The sequence below is a fragment of the Mesorhizobium sp. B1-1-8 genome (genome assembly GCF_006442795.2).
GTDB lineage: Bacteria > Pseudomonadota > Alphaproteobacteria > Rhizobiales > Rhizobiaceae > Mesorhizobium.
Window position 1 is genome coordinate 1,897,103 of the sequence record NZ_CP083956.1, and the last position, 17,168, is coordinate 1,914,270.

Annotated in this window: 17 protein-coding genes; 13 read left to right on the plus strand and 4 right to left on the minus strand. The window is 63.3% G+C overall.

The genetic code is table 11. From position 1 onward, the window contains the following. Window positions 1-3: 3 nt before the first annotated feature. Complete coding sequence (locus FJ974_RS09295; RefSeq protein ID WP_140529952.1) at window positions 4-780, minus strand: DUF1217 domain-containing protein; 777 nt, start codon at window positions 778-780, stop codon at window positions 4-6. 143 nt (window positions 781-923) lie between these two features. Between FJ974_RS09295 and motA the strand changes: the two genes are divergently transcribed. The 6 genes from motA to FJ974_RS09325 all read left to right on the plus strand — a co-directional run bounded on the left by motA (window position 924) and on the right by FJ974_RS09325 (window position 5,804). Continuing rightward, window positions 924-1,799: a flagellar motor stator protein MotA gene (gene motA, locus FJ974_RS09300; protein ID WP_140529953.1), complete on the plus strand. Its 876-nt coding sequence runs from the start codon at window positions 924-926 to the stop codon at window positions 1,797-1,799. Between the two features lie 70 nt (window positions 1,800-1,869). Further along, the gene (locus FJ974_RS09305) at window positions 1,870-2,769 is read left to right on the plus strand and encodes a FliM/FliN family flagellar motor switch protein (RefSeq protein ID WP_226891536.1); all 900 of its coding nucleotides are present in this window, start codon (window positions 1,870-1,872) and stop codon (window positions 2,767-2,769) included. 31 nt (window positions 2,770-2,800) lie between these two features. After that, complete coding sequence (gene fliN, locus FJ974_RS09310; protein ID WP_140529957.1) at window positions 2,801-3,187, plus strand: flagellar motor switch protein FliN; 387 nt, start codon at window positions 2,801-2,803, stop codon at window positions 3,185-3,187. A gap of 37 nt (window positions 3,188-3,224) precedes the next feature. Beyond that, a complete protein-coding gene (locus FJ974_RS09315) occupies window positions 3,225-4,241 on the plus strand; it encodes a flagellar motor switch protein FliG (protein ID WP_140529958.1) in 1,017 nt (338 codons plus the stop codon). Between the two features lie 23 nt (window positions 4,242-4,264). Next, the gene (gene flhB / locus FJ974_RS09320) at window positions 4,265-5,347 is read left to right on the plus strand and encodes a flagellar biosynthesis protein FlhB (protein ID WP_140529960.1); all 1,083 of its coding nucleotides are present in this window, start codon (window positions 4,265-4,267) and stop codon (window positions 5,345-5,347) included. Window positions 5,348-5,366: 19 nt separating this feature from the next. After that, complete coding sequence (locus FJ974_RS09325) at window positions 5,367-5,804, plus strand: hypothetical protein (RefSeq protein WP_140529962.1); 438 nt, start codon at window positions 5,367-5,369, stop codon at window positions 5,802-5,804. Window positions 5,805-5,844: 40 nt separating this feature from the next. Here the strand turns inward: FJ974_RS09325 and FJ974_RS09330 are convergent, their stop codons facing one another. From FJ974_RS09330 to FJ974_RS09340, 3 genes are all read right to left on the minus strand, one after another. Further along, the gene (locus tag FJ974_RS09330; protein WP_140529964.1) at window positions 5,845-6,615 is read right to left on the minus strand and encodes a helix-turn-helix transcriptional regulator; all 771 of its coding nucleotides are present in this window, start codon (window positions 6,613-6,615) and stop codon (window positions 5,845-5,847) included. After that, the gene (locus tag FJ974_RS09335; protein ID WP_140529965.1) at window positions 6,612-7,322 is read right to left on the minus strand and encodes a helix-turn-helix transcriptional regulator; all 711 of its coding nucleotides are present in this window, start codon (window positions 7,320-7,322) and stop codon (window positions 6,612-6,614) included. Before FJ974_RS09335 ends, FJ974_RS09330 begins: the two co-directional genes overlap by 4 nt. Window positions 7,323-7,680: 358 nt before the next feature. Then, window positions 7,681-8,712, minus strand: coding sequence for a histone deacetylase family protein (locus FJ974_RS09340; RefSeq protein WP_140529967.1), 1,032 nt, complete (start codon window positions 8,710-8,712; stop codon window positions 7,681-7,683). A 170-nt stretch (window positions 8,713-8,882) separates the two neighbouring features. Between FJ974_RS09340 and FJ974_RS09345 the strand changes: the two genes are divergently transcribed. The 7 genes from FJ974_RS09345 (at window position 8,883) to FJ974_RS09375 (ending at window position 17,076) form a co-directional block, all read left to right on the plus strand. Beyond that, window positions 8,883-10,541 (plus strand): amidohydrolase, encoded by a 1,659-nt coding sequence (locus FJ974_RS09345; protein ID WP_140530161.1) that lies wholly within the window; start codon window positions 8,883-8,885, stop codon window positions 10,539-10,541. A gap of 128 nt (window positions 10,542-10,669) precedes the next feature. Further along, window positions 10,670-11,773, plus strand: coding sequence for an ABC transporter ATP-binding protein (locus FJ974_RS09350; RefSeq protein ID WP_140529969.1), 1,104 nt, complete (start codon window positions 10,670-10,672; stop codon window positions 11,771-11,773). A gap of 29 nt (window positions 11,774-11,802) precedes the next feature. Then, window positions 11,803-12,720, plus strand: coding sequence for an ABC transporter permease (locus FJ974_RS09355; protein WP_181177017.1), 918 nt, complete (start codon window positions 11,803-11,805; stop codon window positions 12,718-12,720). Continuing rightward, complete coding sequence (locus FJ974_RS09360) at window positions 12,713-13,525, plus strand: ABC transporter permease (RefSeq protein WP_140529973.1); 813 nt, start codon at window positions 12,713-12,715, stop codon at window positions 13,523-13,525. The genes FJ974_RS09355 and FJ974_RS09360 overlap by 8 nt, the downstream gene beginning before the upstream one ends. Before the next feature lie 45 nt (window positions 13,526-13,570). Continuing rightward, on the plus strand, window positions 13,571-14,599 hold the full coding sequence (locus FJ974_RS09365; protein WP_181177010.1) for an extracellular solute-binding protein: 1,029 nt from the start codon (window positions 13,571-13,573) through the stop codon (window positions 14,597-14,599). 74 nt (window positions 14,600-14,673) lie between these two features. Next, window positions 14,674-15,870, plus strand: coding sequence for a serine hydrolase domain-containing protein (locus tag FJ974_RS09370; protein WP_140529975.1), 1,197 nt, complete (start codon window positions 14,674-14,676; stop codon window positions 15,868-15,870). A gap of 27 nt (window positions 15,871-15,897) precedes the next feature. Beyond that, window positions 15,898-17,076 (plus strand): serine hydrolase domain-containing protein, encoded by a 1,179-nt coding sequence (locus tag FJ974_RS09375; protein WP_140529977.1) that lies wholly within the window; start codon window positions 15,898-15,900, stop codon window positions 17,074-17,076. Window positions 17,077-17,168: the final 92 nt, after the last annotated feature.

The window sequence follows — 17,168 nt, forward strand, 5'->3', positions numbered from 1 at the left end:
TTCTCAGAACTTCAACTTCTGCATGGCCATCATCAGATCGGTCGAGATGCCGACCGTTGTCGGCTGGGCAAACAGCACGCTGACCGATGTCTGCGCCGTGGAAGTCGGGTTGTTAATCTCCCACAGGCTGGTGAAACGGGTCAGGAACTTGTTCAGCTTGTCGGGGTCCTTGAAGTCGGCGATGTCGAGCTTCTGCTCGAACGCCTGCACCTGTTTGTCGATGTCGGCGGCGGCGAAGGAATCGGGCAGGCCGAGCGCCGTGCGAACCACGCTGGAGAGCGCGGTGTCGGCGAGCACGTCGTACCAGTTGGTGATTTCGGGGGCCTTGCGCTGGAAGTAGAGCGCCAGGCGCACACCCTGATTGGTCTGTCCGGCGTTTTCCTCCAGCGTCTGGCGCATGTATTTGTCCACAGCGCCCTGCTGGGCGGAAGGAAAGAGGGTGGCGGTCGGGCCATAGGCCGCGAAGTTGAACGCCTTGACGAAATCCGCATAACGCTTGTCGCTGAGCTTGTTGGCAAAGCTGTCCTGGTCGGAGACGCCTTCCTTCAGCGCCTTGACCATGAAGGCCTTGGCATAGGCCATGTCGCTCAGGCCGTAGGCCTTCATGGCATAGTTGAACAGGCGGGTGTTGTTGACGAAATCGTCGATGGTTTTGATGCTGTCGATATTGGCGAGATAATAGTCGGTATCGCGCTTCACGACCGGCTGCGATTCGACCTGGTCGATCGCCTTAGGGATGTCCTTGGCGATGAGCTGATAGCTCGTATAAGTGTTCAACATAGGCGCCTCCAGCCGAAGCTATCCCAAGATCATAGCGAAGCTTCCTTGTGCGAGGCTGAATCGCAGCGCGGCGCGCGATTCAAGCCTCACACAAGGCACGAGGACTATCCCTGTCCACCATGTGACATGCGGAAGGACCTGCCGTGGGTATTCTGATTGGACTTGTGGTGACGCTTGGCTGCGTTCTCGGCGGCTTCATGGCCATGGGCGGCCATCTGCACGTGCTGATACAGCCATGGGAAGCGGTGGTCATCTGCGGCGCGGCACTCGGCACCTTCCTCGTCGCCAATCCGATGAAGACGGTCAAGGACACCGGCAAGGGCATTCTGGAAGCATTCAAGCAAGCGGTGCCGAAGGAGCGCGATTATCTGGAGACGCTGGGCGTCCTGCACAGCCTGATGCGCGAACTGCGCTCGAAGTCGCGCAGCGAGGTCGAGGCGCATATCGACAATCCGGAGGAGTCGGCGATCTTCCAGGCCTTCCCGACGGTGCTGAAAAACCACGACCTGACGAACTTCATCTGCGACTATTGCCGCATCATCATCATCGGCAACGCCCGCTCGCACGAGATCGAGGCGCTGATGGACGAGGAGATACAGACCATCCGCAGCGACAAGCTGAAGGCTTATCACGCGATGGTCGCGGTGGGCGACGGCCTGCCGGCGCTCGGCATCGTCGCCGCCGTGCTCGGCGTGGTCAAGGCGATGGGCGCGCTCGACCAGTCGCCGGAAATCCTCGGCGGCCTGATCGGCGCAGCACTTGTCGGCACCTTCCTCGGCATCTTCCTCTCCTATGCCGTGGTCGGTCCGGTCGCCACCAAGATCAAGACGGTGCGCGAGAAGAAGAACCGCCTCTACATCATCGTCAAGCAGACCCTGCTTGCCTATATGAACGGCGCCTTGCCGCAGGTCGCGATCGAATTCGGCCGCAAGACCATCTCCTCCTACGAGCGCCCGACGATCGATGCCGTCGAGCAGAGCACGATGAACACGGGCTCGGCCGAGAAGAAGGCGGCCTGAGCATGCGCAATTTCAGACCGGGCCGCTTGCCGTCATGACCAGTCCCGGCAGTCCGTCGCAAACACGGGCCTTGATCATCGAACGTCTCGTCGGCGACAGCGGCGAGGCGGCGCAGGTGATCGGCGTCGGCCGCGGCATGGCCGAGCGCTCGCTGCCGCTGCTGCAGAAGGCGCTGGCTGGCGAGCTCGGCGCGCCGGTGACCGTCGACCTGCAGGCAGTCGAGGTCGGCCGCGTTCCCGATGCCCGCCTGCATGCCGGCGACACCTTCGCCATGACCATCGTTGCCTCGCCGACTTCGGCCGATGCCATGACGCTGGTCATGGACGCGCCGGCGATCGCCGTCATGGTCTGCACGCTGTTCGGCGGCGACCCGGACCAGCCGGTATCGCCGATCGAGCGTGAGCTGTCGCGGATCGAGATCGATGTCGCGACGATGGTCTTCCAGGAGGTCGCGTTGGCGCTCAACGGATCGGGCAGGCGTTCGCTCGACCTGCGGCTGCCGGTGCCGAAGGCGATGTCCGGCGGCGAAGCCAAACGGCGCATGCTGCGCGACGGCGCGGCGATCCGCATCGCCTATGGCATCTCGACGCCGACCGACACCGGCACGGTGACGGTGATGATCCCGCAGCGCATCCTGATGGCGACGCGCGGCGCCACCGCCAATGTGAATGATGATGGGACGACCGAATTCGACTGGCGCGCCCGCTTCTCCGAAGAAGTGATGCGCTCGGCCGTGCGGCTTGAAGCCACCATGCCGCTCGCCCGGCTGACGCTCGGCGATCTGGCCAGCCTGCAGCCCGGCCAGGTGATCGAGTTCGAGGAGAACGCGCAGTCGCAGGCAAAGCTCAGCGCGCGCGGCAAGACGCTGTTTGTCTGCGAGTTCGGCAAGCTCGGGCAGAATTACACGGTCCGCGTCAGGCATCCCCACGATGCCGGGCAGGATTTCATCGACGGCCTGATGCCTGGCTGATGCCGGGTCCGGGATGATTGGAGACGATAAGATGGCAGCGACCAACGTTGAAATAGAAGCCGAACCCGGCCTGCCGGACGAAAAGCTGGATCGCGCCATCGAGGAACTGCGCGGCGTGCTCCGGGAAGAGGAAAAGCGCCCGGACGCGGCCCTGCAGGGCAGCGCCAATTCGAGCATCATCATGACCATCCCGGTCGATGTGCAGATCATCCTCGGCAGCACCGAGATGCCGGTCTCGGAGCTGATGGCGCTGCAGAAAGGCTCGACCGTGGCGCTCAACCGCCGCATCGGCGAGCCGGTCGACGTGGTGGTCAACGGCCGCAGAATAGCGCGCGGCGAGATCACGGTGCTGGAGAACGACCCGTCGCGCTTCGGCATCAGGCTCACCGAAATCATCGCGGCGACGAAGAGCGCCTAAGCATGAACGAGGGGCGCGCTCAGCAGGGGCAAGGGACATGACGGCATTGACGCTGACGCGCCCGCAAAAGGCGGCCGCCATATTGGTGGCGATGGGCAAACCCTCGGCCAGCCGGCTGCTCAAATTCTTCAAGCAGGAAGAGTTGAAGGCGTTGATCGAAGGCGCCCGCTTGCTGCGCACCATTCCACAAAGCGACCTGGAGCGCATCGTCGCCGAGTTCGAGGCCGAATTCACCGAAGGCGCCGGCCTGCTCGATTCCGCCGACCGGATGGACACCATCCTCAACGAATCGCTGTCGCCGGAGGAAATGAGCGCCATCATGGGCGACAAGAAGTACGAGCCGGCGCCTGAAGGGCCGCCGCCGATCTGGCCGGACCTCGAAAAGCTCGAACCCGCGCGGCTTGGTGGCTTCCTCGCCGGCGAGCACCCGCAGACCTCGGCGATGGTGCTGTCAAAGCTGGCGCCGCAGATCGCCGCCAACGTGCTTTTGACCATGGAAAAACCCCTGCGCAGCCAGATCATCAAGCGCATGGTGACGATGGCCAATATCCCTGATGCGGCGACCAGGGTGGTCGAGAACGAGCTGCGCGCCAGCATGCTTTCGCAGAAGTCGACCAAGGACACCTCGGCCGGTCAGGCGCGCGTCGCCAGCGTGCTCAATGAAATGGCCAAGCCCGAACTGGACGAAGTTATGCAGGACCTGGAAGCGGCCGGCACGCCCGACCTTGCCGGCGTCAAATCGCGGCTGTTCGCCTTCGACGACCTGCCGCTGCTGGCCCAGAAGGCGCGGGTGCTTTTGTTCGACGGATTGTCGACCGAACTCGTCACGCTGGCTCTGCGCGGCGCGCCGCCGGCGCTCACCGAGTCCGTGCTGTCGGCGATCGGCGCGCGCTCGCGCCGCATGATCGAATCCGAGCTCGCACAGGGATCGGAAGGCATCGCGCTGGCCGACATCATGGCTGCCCGCAAGACGGTCGCGGTGACGACCATCCGGCTGTCGCGGGAAGGCGCATTCGAGCTTCCGTCGATGCAGACCGACGCTGAAGCGGCCTGACGGCCCGGTCGGGCTAGCGCACCATGGCGGAGGCGGTCGACAAGGATTCCAAAACCGAGGAAGCCACAGAGAAGAAAATCCGCGACACGATCGAACAGGGCAAGCTGCCCCATTCGCGCGAGACCGCCATCTTCGCTTCCTTCATGGCCATCCTGGTGTTCACCGTCTTCTACGCCAAGGATGCCATTGTCGACCTCGGCACGTTCCTGGCGATGTTCCTTGAAAAGCCGGAAGCGTGGCCGATGGACACCGAGACGGACGTCATCGACCTCTACAAGGTGGTGCTGATGGAGGTTGGCAACGCCATCGTCAGCCTGCTGGTGCTTCTGGTGGTTGCCGGTGTCGGCGCTTCCGTGTTCCAGAACATCCCGCAAATCGTCGGCGAGCGGATCAGGCCGCAGCTGTCGCGCATCTCGGTCGCCAAGGGCTGGAGCCGGCTGTTCGGCGTGCAGGGTTTTGTCGAATTCGCAAAATCGCTGGCCAAGCTTGCCTTCGCCATCGCCGTGCTGACGTTCACGCTGTCGCAAGATCACCGCAAGCTGCTTGCCGGCATGATCACCAATCCGATGGCTTTCGGCATGGTCATCCGCGGCATCGCCGTCGACATTTTGGTGGCGATCGTCTTCGTCATGGGGCTGATCGCGGTGGTCGACATCGTCTGGTCGCGCTTTCACTGGAAGCGAGACCTGCGCATGTCCAAGCAGGAGGTCAAAGACGAGATGAAGCAGTCGGAAGGCGACCCGATCGTCAAGTCCCGCCTGCGCTCGCTGGCGCGCGACCGGGCACGGCGGCGGATGATGACGGCAGTGCCGCGCGCGACGCTGATCATCGCCAATCCGACGCACTATTCCATCGCGCTGAGATACGTGCGCGAGGAGGACTCGGCGCCGCTGGTGCTGGCCAAGGGTCAGGATCTGGTGGCGCTGAAGATCCGCGAGATCGCCCGGGAGCACAACATCCCGATCTTCGAGGACGTCGCGCTTGCCCGCTCCATGTACAAGCAAGTTTCGGTTGATAGCGTGATCCCGTCGCAATTCTATCAGGCCGTCGCCGAGCTGGTGAGGATCGTCTACTCGAAGAAGGCGGAGCGCAAAGTAACCCAATGAACGGACGCCGCTTGCAGCCATGAACCGGCAACCACACGCCAATTCCCGCGAGTTGATCGTCGCCTGCGCCATCGAGGACGTGGTGGGCGAACTCAGGCTCATTGAGGTCGCCGACTACATCGCCTTCATCCGGCTGGAGCATTTCGCCTGCCTTTCGGATCTGGTGGACTCGGCCGCCGAACTGTTCTTCCAGCCGGGCACGCTGCGGCTCGGCCATGGCGGCGAGGCGCATATCGACTGGAACGGCAGTCCGCGCATCGTGCTCGATCTGGAGCTGCGGCCGCGCGGCGTGACGGTCTATTTCCAGCTCACGCTGAGCGGGCAGGCGACGTCTGTTGTCGTGAACTACGTGTCGTTCGAGAAGCCCGGCGAAACGCCTGAGCACAATACCGCCCTGCTGCACGAGGCGATCGGGCAGGCGCGCATCCGCAAGACAGAGCCGCTCGCCTATCCCTGACAGTTTCCTGGTCGGCCTTGGCCGACGGGGCCTCGGCGATCTACTCGATCAGGCCGAGGCGCAGCGCCTTGGCCACCGCCTGGTTGCGGTTGACCGCGTTGAGCTTCTGCGTCGACTGGGTCAGATACTGGTTGGCGGTGTGCACCGATAGTTTCAGGAGTTTCGCGATCTCTTCGCTGGTGTTGCCGTTGGCGGTAAGCTTCAGGCATTCGAGCTCGCGCTTGGAGATCGAGCGCGTCCTGCCGGTATCGCCGGGACGAATGCGGGCGACTGCCGAAAACAGGGCGAAGCTGCGGGCGTGGATCTCGCAGAGCGACTCCTGCGAGAGAGCGATATCCGAGCCCATGAAAACCACCAGCCCGCACTGGCCGCGATCGGCGTGGACAGGAAAGGCGATGCCGTTGGTGCCGGGCGCCAGCGGCACTGTCGGCTCCGGCCAGGCGAGGCTCTCGAAGACCTGCCGCGAGCCGGCGACGCCATCATCCGCCCACCAGCGCGGCGTCGTCGAGATGCGGCTGTGGCGCACCATCTCTTCGCCATTGGCGCCGGCGATGAATTTTGTCGCCACTGCGGTGCCCGGATAATCGGAATCGAAGCAGGCGACGAGCCGCGCCCGTTCCAGCGACGGGCTGACGAAAAACAGCCCGAAGGCCGAAGCGTTGATGTCGATGGCGATCCAGCGGCAGCGGCGCACCGCATCGGGAATGGTGACGGCGTGATGCGTCTCGGAGCCGAGCGAGAAGGCGCCGAAGGGATTGCGCTGCTCGTTGAAAAGGGCCGCGGCGGCCGCTCTGACCTGTGCGTGTTTCAAATGATGCCGCTCCTGATCGCCGTCGCAATCGCCATCGCGCGGTTGCTGGCCGCGAATTTCTGAATGGCGTGCGTGATGTAGCTGTTGACGGTGTTCGACGAGACGCCAAGGATCAGCGCCACCTCGTCGGTGGTCTTGCCTTCAGACACCCAGAACAGGCATTCGCGCTCACGATCCGACAGCGGGTCCTGCATGGCGGCCGCCGCGATCAGTTGCGGAATGGTGGATAGCGCATAGCAGCATTTCAGCTGCGCGCGCATCAGCGCCGCCAGGTCGATCCTGTCGGGTTCCGCGGCGGAAAACAGCACGAACAGCCGCTGGCGGCCGACATTCAGCCGCAGCGAATAGATTTCGGCATGGCCGAGCACGTCGAGCAGGCGGGCTTCCTCGCCGGTCAGCAACGCGCCGGCGTCGGGCGCATGCGCAGCCACGAGAGGCTTGGGGCGCACGCCCGGCGCTGTCGTCAATGCTCCCAGCGCAAGGTTGGCGATCAGCCTTTTGCCGGTCAGTTCGATGGCGTCGAAGATCCAGTTCGACGAGACGATGCGCGCATCGTTGCGGTCCTGGTCGTGCACGATGGCGACCAGCATGTAGCTGTCGGCGCCGATGTCGGCGGTGAGCTGCATGAAGAAGCTGGTGAGGTCGCCGCGCGACGCCAGGCGCGGGCCTGATGCATCGGATTGGAGAAGCGCGGCGGGACTGCTCATTTTTGATATTCTTGCCGGAATCGATCCTTGTGCCCGGTGCTGGCATTACCAGCGGCCGAACCCGAAACGCGTCACATTCACGAAGACACACGCAAGGGCGCGCACTGCGCCCAACCGAGCCGAATCCTTGCGGGGTACGCGTTGCCGTCCGCGTCTGCTGCCGGCCTGGGACCGGAACCTGAGACTTTGGGTAGTCGCCGCGCCCCCCGAGGACCGGCTGATTCGGGTCTAATCTACCCGCAGATGAATCCGACATCAAACGCGATTTGACAAAATCGAATCCGGCCGACTCGAGTTGCGACTCAGTCGCTTGCCATGGCGTTGTTTGAGCGCGATTTCCGCTTCGAAAGCGCGCGTTTCAGCGATCCTCGAAGCCGGTCAGCACGCCGACGGCGTTGATGCCGATCTCTTCGACCGCATAGCCGCCTTCCATGACGAACAGCGTCGGCAGGCCAAGCCTGGCGATGCGGCGGCCGATCTTCGGGTAGTCCTCGCTCTTCAGCTTGAACTGGCTGATCGGATCCTTCTCGAAGGTGTCGACGCCGAGCGAGACCACGACCACGTCGGGCGCGTAGGCCGACAGCTTGGCGCAGGCGTCCTCCAGCGAGGCGTTCCAGGCACCCCAATCGGTGCCGATGGGCATTGGATAGTTGGTGTTGAAGCCCTCGCCTTCGCCTTCGCCGCGCTCATCGGCGTGGCCGAGGAAAAAGGGATATTCGACCATCGGGTCGCCATGCAGGTTGAGCACCTGGACGTCGCCGCGACGATAGAAGATCTCCTGAGTGCCGTTGCCGTGGTGGTAGTCGACGTCGAGGATCGAGACGCGCTTTGCGCCCTGGTCGCGGAACCATTGCGCGACGACGGCGGCGTTGTTGATGAAGCAATAACCGCCCATGAAAGCCGCACCGGCGTGATGGCCGGGCGGACGGCAAAGCGCGAAAGCCGTCCGCTCGCCGCCCTTGACCAGGTCGGCCGCCGTCAGCGCGACGTCATAGGAGGACTTGACCGCCGCCCAGGTGCCTTCGACGAAGGTGGCGCCGGCATCGAAGGAATAATAGCCGAGCAAGGCGTCGATGCGCTTGGGCGGCATGTCGCCGCGCAGCCCGCGCGTCGGCCAGGTGAAGCCCATGGCCGAGCCCTTGAAGCCGGCGGCGACCCATTGCGGCCACACCGTCGGCAGGAAATCGATGTAGCGTGCCTCATGCACGCGTTTGGCGGCGGCAAGATCGTGCTCGACCGGGCCGATGATCGGTCCGAGCTTCTCGCTCTCTACCCGCGCCTTGATGAATTCAGCCCGCGACGGCTTCTCGAAACCCGGCACTATTGCCGACGTCACCAGTTCCATCTGGCCGGCGTGGCCGGCGTGGAGAGGGGAGAAAACTGTTTTCATTTTGGGAGTTGGCTCGCTCTTCGGATTGCGGTTTCGCGGGTCTCAAACAGCTTTGTGGCAGAGAGTCCGGGCGCCGCCAAGAGGCATGGCAAATTGTTCACTTGGCGCAGCACGGGACGGCTTGCCAGACGCCAATACTCTGCTAGCCTAGGCACAAAGGGGAGTAAATGATGCCGCAAACGGCCGATCTGATCGTCGAGAATGCCAGCGTATTGACGATGGATCCCGATACCCCCCGCGCCGAGGCCATCGCCGTCAAAGGCGACCAGATAATTGCGATCGCAGATCGCGACAGCATCCGTGACTACAAGGGTCCCGGCACGCGCGTCATCGACGCGCAGGGCGGCTCGGTGCTGCCGGGCTTCATCGAAGCGCATATGCATTTGTTCGGCGGCGCGGCCGAGCTCGACAATCTGCATCTGGCAGGCGTGCACGGCTTCGATGCGCTGCGCGACGCGATCCAGGGCTTCGCGGCCAAACGTCCGAACGCCAGGCTTCTGATCGGCGCCGGCGTCGACTATGCGATCCTGCCGGAGCCGGTCACCCGCCAGATACTCGACCGCATCATTCCCGATCGGCCCTTCGCCATGTCGGCGTCCGACCATCACACGATGTGGGCGAACACTAAGGCGCTGGAGCAGGCCGGCCTGCTGCATGGCAGGCAATTGGGGCCGGGCAACGAGATCGTCATGGGCGAGGATGGACTTGCCGCCGGCGAGCTGCGCGAGGGCGAGGCGTTCGGCCCGATCCTCGAGCATTTCGGCGCGAACCGGACGCGGCTCGGCCTGACGGGACGGGAGCCGGAACCCTATCCGTCGGCGGAAGAACTGGCAGCCGACCGCGACCTGATGCATCGCGGACTTCAGTGGTGCGCCAAGCACGGCATCACGTCGATCCAGAACATGGACGGCAACCTCTATCAGCTGGAGCTGCTCGCTGGCCTGGAAGAAGAGGGGCGGCTCATCTGCCGGACCAAGATCCCGTTCCACTTCAAGAACTTCATGACGCTGGACATGCTCGAAAAAGCCTCGCGCATGGCTGCCGCCCATAATTCCGAGTGGCTGTCGTCGGGCATGGTCAAGGTTTTCTATGACGGTGTGCTGGATTCCTGGACCGCGGTGATGGTCGACGACTATGCCGACCGGCCGGGCTGGCGCGGCGAGCCGCTGTTTTCGCCGCAGCATTTCGCCGAGGTGGCGGTCGAGGCCGACAGGCGCGGCCTGCAGATCGCTGTGCACTCGATCGGCGACGGCGCCGTGCGCGCCGTGCTCGACGGCTACCAGGCAGCGCTGAAGAAGAACGGCAGGCGCGACAGCCGCCACCGGGTCGAACACATAGAAGTTATCACCCCGTCGGACGTGCCGCGCTTCGCCGAACTCGGCGTCATTGCCTCGATGCAGCCGCCGCATCCGCCCGGCGCCATGAACTTTCCGCTGGAGCCGACGATCTCGCGCATCGGCCCCGAGCGATGGCCGCTGAGCTATGCCTGGCGGACGCTCAAGGATGCCGGTGCCCGCGTCGTCTTCGCCTCCGATTGGCCGGTCTCGCCGGTTGACCCGATCCTGGGCATCCAGGCGGCGGTCATGCGCAAACCTTGGGCAGAAGGCCTGCCGGACCAGAGCTTCTCGCTGCAGGAATCGATTGCCGGCTACACCGTCGAGGGCGCCTATGCCGAGTTCATGGAAGATCGCAAAGGCCGCCTGAAGACCGGATACCTCGCCGATATCGTTGTTTTGTCGGCTGATATCGAGGCGACGGCGCCGGAAGCGCTGCATACCGTTCGCCCGGTGACCACCATTTGTGGTGGAAAGGTCACTTACCAAGCCTGAGGTGTGGCATGGGAATTGCGTTTAAAAGCCGAGTTGCAGCTCCGCAGTTGCCAAGCCCTCCGGCTTGTGGTGACAATCAACCAGGAACACACCTGCCACCAAGAGCAGGCTCTCTCAATGGGGTAATCGTGCCGGAACAACCGGGTAAGAACGCGATCGAAGTTCGCGGTGTACGCAAGGTATTTGGAACCGGGGAAAACCAGGTAGCCGCTCTTGACACGGTGTCGGTGTCGATCCGCGAGAACGAGTTTTTCACGCTGCTCGGCCCGTCCGGATGCGGGAAGACGACGCTGCTGAGGCTTATTGCCGGCTTCGATTTCCCAAGCGCCGGCGAGATCCTGCTGCACGGCCAGGACATCGCGCCGCTGCCGCCGTTCAAACGCCCGGTCAACACCGTTTTCCAGAGTTACGCGCTGTTTCCGCATATGACGGTGGCGCAGAATATCGGTTTCGGTCTGGAAATGCTCGGCAAGCCGAAAGCCGAGATCGAGGCGCGCGTCGCCCAGATGCTGAAACTGGTCAAGATGGAGGCGCTGAAGGCGCGCCGCACCAGCCAGATTTCCGGCGGCCAGCAGCAGCGCGTGGCGCTGGCCCGGGCGCTGGCGCCGCAGCCGAAAGTGCTTTTGCTCGACGAGCCGCTGTCGGCGCTCGACTACAAGCTGCGCAAGGAAATGCAGATCGAGTTGAAGCGTCTGCAGCACGAGACCGGCATCACCTTCATCTTCGTCACCCACGATCAGGAAGAAGCGCTGACCATGTCGGACCGCATCGCGGTGATGTCGGCGGGCAAGATCCTGCAGGTCGGCACGCCGCGCGACATCTACGACCGTCCGGCCGAGCGCTTCGTCGCCGACTTCATCGGCGAGACGAACTTTTTGCCGGGCACGGTGGTGTCGAAAAAGCCCGGCGTGGCGACCGTCAAATTCGCCGGCAATGCGATGATCAGTGCCGGCTACCCGGAAGGCTTCGATCCGTTGGGTGAAGTCACGCTGGTGGTGCGCCCCGAACATGCGGATCTGGTGCCCGATCCGGCCAAGGGCACGATCACCGGGACGCTGTCCAACATCGTCTATTTCGGCACCGACACCCACTTTCATGTGAAGCTCGATGGCGGCGACGACGATTTTATCGTGCGCCACCAGAACAGCCGCTCGAACCCGGCGACCTACGAGACCGGCGCCAAGGTCGGCATCCAGTTCGAGGAGGACGCTGCGCGCGTCCTGAAAGATTGATGACGACAGCCGCGCTCTCACCAACCACGATTTCCAAGGCGGCATCGTTCGAAGCCCAGGCAGTGAAAACCGGCGCCCGGCGCAACCGGCTGCTGTCGCTGCCGGCGCTGATCATCATCGGCATTTTCGGCGTACTGCCGCTTGTCATCATATGCGTCTATTCTTTTCTTGCCGCCGCTCCTTATGGCGGTGTGCAGTGGCAGTTCTCGACTGACGCCTATCTGAACTTTCTGTTTCAGCGCGACATCTTCGACGACACTCTGCAGTTCACGCCCGACTTCCTGATCATCTATCTGCGCTCGTTCCTGTTCGCGGTGGTGACGACGGTGATCTGTCTGCTGCTCGGATTTCCGACCGCCTATTTCATGGCGACGCGGACACCGGCGCAGCGCAACTGGTGGGTGCTTCTGATCACCATTCCGTTCTGGTCGAACCTTCTGGTCCGCACGCTGGCCATCATGTTCATCATCCGCGACGAGGGCCTGATCAACGATGCGCTGATGGCGCTGGGGGTGATCGATAAGCCGATCACCATGCTTTACACCAACTTCGCCATCCAGCTCGGCCTGCTCTACGCCTTCCTGCCGTTCATGGTGCTGCCACTCTATTCGAGCCTGGAGAAGCTGGATTTCCGGCTGGTCGAGGCGGCTTACGACCTCTACGCGACCCGCCGCCAGGTGCTGTGGCGGGTGATCATCCCGCTGTCCAAGCCCGGCATCATCGCTGGCTGCCTGCTGGTCTTCATTCCGGCGCTCGGCGCCTATGTAACGCCGCTGATCCTGGGCGGCGGCATCCATCTGATGATCGGCGACCTCATCGCCCAGCAATTCGGCTCCGGGCGTAATTGGCCGCTCGGCTGCGCGCAGGCGCTGATCCTGATGGCGGCGGTGCTGGTGGCGCTCTTCTTCTACGTCCGCAACACGTCGGGGAAGATGCAGCATGGCTGAGCCCCGCACCATCGACATCAAGGACCAGCCGGGCTTCGGCACGATCGCCGTCATCTGCGTTTGCGTGCTCTACATACCGGTGCTGATCCTGATGATCTTCTCGCTGAACAGCGGCTCGCTGGTCACGCATTGGGAAGGCGTCACGCTGGGCTGGTACGGCAGCGCGTTCCTCAACGAGGAATTCCACCACGCGGCCCGCAACACGATGATCATCTCGGTGACCGCGACGATCGTTTCGACCATTTGCGCCACGCTTGCGGCGATCGGCATGACGCGGGTCAAGCCATGGCGCGGGCTCGCCGCGGCCTTCATGATCATCAACCTGCCGCTGATGGTGCCTGAGATCATCACGGCGGTGGCGACGCTGTCGTTCTTCGCGCTGATCGCCGGCGCATTCGGGCTGAATTTCGGCATCGGCAATCTGATCTTCGCCCACATCGTGTTCTGCATTCCTTTTGCCTATATGCCGATCCGGGCCAGGCTCGAGGATATGGACCTGACGCTGGAGTACGCCGCCGCCGACCTCTACGCGACGCCATGGAACACGTTCAGGCGCATCACGCTGCCGCTGCTGGTTCCCGGCATCATGTCGGGCGCCGCGCTCGCCTTCATCGTCTCCTTCGACGATTTCACCATCACCCAGCTTGTCGCCGGCCCCGGCCAGACGACGCTGCCCCTCTACATTTGGAACCAGATCAGGCGGCCGATGACGCCGGAGATCAACGCCATCTCCACCATCCTGCTGCTGGTATCGATCCTGTTCGTCTCGATCTCTTTCCTGATCGCGCGCCGACGCGCCAAGTGACCCGAGAGCTCCAACACAACAATGGGAAGGCAAGGAGAACATAAAATGTCTGGAAAACTGATGGCGGCCGTCTCGACGGCCGTGCTGCTATGGACCGTGCCGGCGCTCGCCGACGGCGAACTGCATATCTACAATTGGGGCGACTACACCAACCCGAAGCTGATCGAGAAGTTCGAGAAGCAGTACAACGTCAAGGTGACGCTGGACGATTATGATTCCAACGAAACCATGCTGTCCAAGGTGCGCGCCGGCAATTCCGGCTATGACATCGTGGTGCCGTCCGATTACACCGTGAAGATCATGGTCGAAGAGGGCCTGCTCGAAAAGACCGAGCCCAACGCGATGCCGAACGGCAAGAACATCGATCCGCGCTTCGTCGATATCTATTGGGACAAGGGTCGCCACTACACCGCGCCGTGGCAGTTCGGCACGACGACGTTCTCCGTGAACATGGACAAGTTCAAGGGCAACATCGATACGCTGGCGATCCTGTTCGATCCGCCGAACGAATTGAAGGGCCAGATCAACGTGCTCGACGATGTCAACACCGTCATGCATGCAGCCGAGCGCTATGCCGGCGTGCCCCGCTGCGGCGCCGACAAGGCCAATTTGAAAAAGATCAACGACATCCTGATGACCGCCAAGCCGTCCTGGAAGACCTTCAGCTACGACACGATCACTAAGATCACTTCCGGCGACGTGATCGTGACCGAACAGTGGAATGGTGCGGCCTACCGCTCGCGCCAGAAGATTCCGGCGATCAAATATGCCTATCCGAAGGAAGGTATCGAGGGCTGGATGGACAATGTGGCGGTGCTGAAGGGGGCCAAGAACCTCGAGAACGCCAAGCTGTTCCAGGATTTCGTCATGGCGCCTGAGAACGCGGCGCTGATCTCCGAGTTTGCCGGCTATGACAACGGCATCGCCGGCAGCCACAAATTCCTGCCGCCGGAGTTCGCCAACTCGCCGGAGCTCAATCCGCCGGCCGGCGCGCCCGCGGCCGAATTCGTTCCGCCGTGCCCGCCCGCAGTGGTGGAGATCTATAACAAGATCTGGACCAACCTGCGCAAATAAAGTCGCCGGAACTCATGAGGGGGGAGGCTCCGGCCTCCCTTTCTCGTGTTCGGGCGTGTGTCCAGGGAGGATGGATGTCGTCTTACCGCAACTCTGATCCGCGGCCGGCGATCATGCAGGGCTCACCGCCCGTCATGGTGCCGCCCAAACTCGATTGGGACAGGGGCCCCTGGAACCGCTGGGCCTTCCAAAACATCCGCGAGGTCCTGCCGACCGTCGAGGTCTGGCGTGGCCACGGTCACCGCCGCCGCTTCGAGCGCGCGGAGGTCGACCTCGACGATCTGCCGGTGGTGGACAGCGCAGGTGCTGCGACAACGCTAGCCGGTCTGCTGGACGAGACCTACACGGATGGCTTCCTGGTGCTCAAGGACGGCAAGATCGCCTATGAGCGCTACTTCAACGGCATGGACGAGCGCACGCTGCATCTGTCGCAGTCGATGGCGAAGTCGGTCACTGGCTCGGTGTGCGGCATCCTGGTCGGACGCAGTCTGATCGATCCGGCCAAACTGGTGAGCGATTATCTTCCGGAACTCGGCGAGACCGCCTGGGCGGGCGCCACCGTGCAGCAGGTGCTCGACATGACGACGGGCGTGCGCTTTTCCGAAGAATACACCGATCGCTATTCCGAGATCGGTCAGGTCGATGTCGCCAGCGGCTGGAAGCCGGTGCCGCCGGGCAGCGATCCCGACTTCCGATGGCCGACGCATATGTTCGAACTGATCCTGCGGCTGAAGGACAAGGTCCGGGAGCACGGTGAGGCCTTCGAATACCGCTCGATCGAGACCGACGTGCTCGCCTTCATCATGGAGCGGGTGAGCGGCAAGCGCCTGGCACAGCTGGTCTCGGAAGAGCTCTGGCAGAAACTGGGCGCCGACGAGAGCGCCTGCTTCACAGTCGACAGCGCCGGCTATGCGCTGGCCGATGGCGGCTTCAACGCGACTTTGCGCGATTATGCACGCTTCGGCCAGCTGATCCTCGACGATGGCGGCGGCGTGGTGCCGGCCGACTGGATCGAGGCGACGCGTAATGGCAGGCACGGGCCGGATTTCAATCCGAGCCTGCCGGAGGGCAGTTACCGCAATCAGTTCTGGATCGAGGATCCGCGCTCGCGCGCGCTGATGTGCCGAGGGGTGTTCGGGCAGCTGATCCACATGAGCTGGGAACACAGAATGGTCGTGGTGAAGCTTTCGACTTATCCGGATTTCCTCAACTCCGCCTATTCGGTGGCGACGCTGAAGGCAGTGCACGCCATCGCCGCCGCGCTGGCCTGAACCATCAAAAACATCCCGGAGGACATCATGGGCGGCCAGACGGCATTCGAGAAAAGATACGGCTTTGCCCGCGACAAGGTGCTGCTTTCCAACTGGCGTGAAAGCCCGTTCAACCGCTGGGCCTTCCAGAATGTCGGCGAGCTGGTGCCGAGCACCTCCTTCGCGGCATCTGGCGGCAACGAGGCGCCGGCGGAGACGCTTGGCGGGCTGCTAGGCGAAAAGGTCGCCCCGGGAGGCGAGCCGGAAACGATCGAAGCTTTTCTCCGGCGTTCCTGCACCGACGCGCTGACAGTGATGAAGGGCGGCAAGGTGGTCGGCGACTGGCTGGCACCGCATATGGGGTTCGGCCAGCGTCACATCATCTTCTCGATTAGCAAGTCGTTCACAGCCGTGCTCGCCGGCATTCTTGAGGGCGAGGGGATGTTCGATCCAGAAGCGCCGGTGACACAGTACATTCCCGAGGCCAAAGGCTCGGCCTATGGCGATGCCAGCTGCCGGCATGTGCTCGACATGACCGTCAGCCTCGATTTCGAAGAAGCCTATCTCGATCCCGAAAGCGCCTTTGCCCGCTACCGCCGCGCCACGCTATGGAATCCGGGCGGCGGCTCGGAAAGCCTGCTCGCCTTCCTGCTGACGCTGCAGCGCCTCGCCGAGCCGCATGGCCAGACTTTCCGCTATCGCTCGCCCAATTCGGATATGCTCGGCGTCCTGCTCGAGCGCGCGTCCGGGCAGCGCGTCAGCAATCTTTTGCGCGAGAAATTGTGGCAGCCGCTGGGTGCGGCGAGCGAAGGCGCGATCGCGGTCGACATGGAAGGCACGGCGCGCACCGCCGGCGGCATTTCGGTGACGCCGCGCGACATGGCGCGCGTCGGCGAGATGATGCGGCAGGGCGGCATGGCCAACGGCCGCCGCATCATGCCGGAAGCCTGGGTGCGCGATACGACTGCCGCCGGCGGCAGCCATGAAGCCTGGCAGCGCGGCACGATGGCGTTTCTTTTTCCGAAGGGCCGCTACCGCAACAAATGGTACCAGACAGGGCATGAAAGCGGCGCCTTCTGCGGCATCGGCATCCATGGTCAGTGGCTCTACGTCAATCCGCGCGACGAGGTGGTGATCGCCAAGATGTCGTCGCAGCCGCTGCCGGTCAACGACCAGCTCGATGGCGAGATCGTCACTTTCCTCGAGGCGCTGAGCCGGATGGTCTGAGCCGGTACGCGGTTCGCTACGATGGCTGTTTTCTGTGGACCCTCGCCGTCCATTGAAATCGCTGCGGTTGGCGGAGCCTGCATCCCGGCCTA

Coding starts and splice junctions, on each gene's coding strand:
- FJ974_RS09315 (WP_140529958.1), top strand. CDS start 3,225: ATGACGGCATTGACGCTGACGCGCCCGCAAAAGGCGGCCGCCATATTG.
- FJ974_RS09345 (WP_140530161.1), top strand. CDS start 8,883: ATGCCGCAAACGGCCGATCTGATCGTCGAGAATGCCAGCGTATTGACG.
- FJ974_RS09360 (WP_140529973.1), top strand. CDS start 12,713: ATGGCTGAGCCCCGCACCATCGACATCAAGGACCAGCCGGGCTTCGGC.
- FJ974_RS09365 (WP_181177010.1), top strand. CDS start 13,571: ATGTCTGGAAAACTGATGGCGGCCGTCTCGACGGCCGTGCTGCTATGG.
- FJ974_RS09375 (WP_140529977.1), top strand. CDS start 15,898: ATGGGCGGCCAGACGGCATTCGAGAAAAGATACGGCTTTGCCCGCGAC.
- fliN (WP_140529957.1), top strand. CDS start 2,801: ATGGCAGCGACCAACGTTGAAATAGAAGCCGAACCCGGCCTGCCGGAC.
- FJ974_RS09340 (WP_140529967.1), bottom strand. CDS start 8,712: ATGAAAACAGTTTTCTCCCCTCTCCACGCCGGCCACGCCGGCCAGATG.
- FJ974_RS09295 (WP_140529952.1), bottom strand. CDS start 780: ATGTTGAACACTTATACGAGCTATCAGCTCATCGCCAAGGACATCCCT.
- FJ974_RS09370 (WP_140529975.1), top strand. CDS start 14,674: ATGTCGTCTTACCGCAACTCTGATCCGCGGCCGGCGATCATGCAGGGC.
- flhB (WP_140529960.1), top strand. CDS start 4,265: ATGGCGGAGGCGGTCGACAAGGATTCCAAAACCGAGGAAGCCACAGAG.
- FJ974_RS09335 (WP_140529965.1), bottom strand. CDS start 7,322: ATGAGCAGTCCCGCCGCGCTTCTCCAATCCGATGCATCAGGCCCGCGC.
- FJ974_RS09325 (WP_140529962.1), top strand. CDS start 5,367: ATGAACCGGCAACCACACGCCAATTCCCGCGAGTTGATCGTCGCCTGC.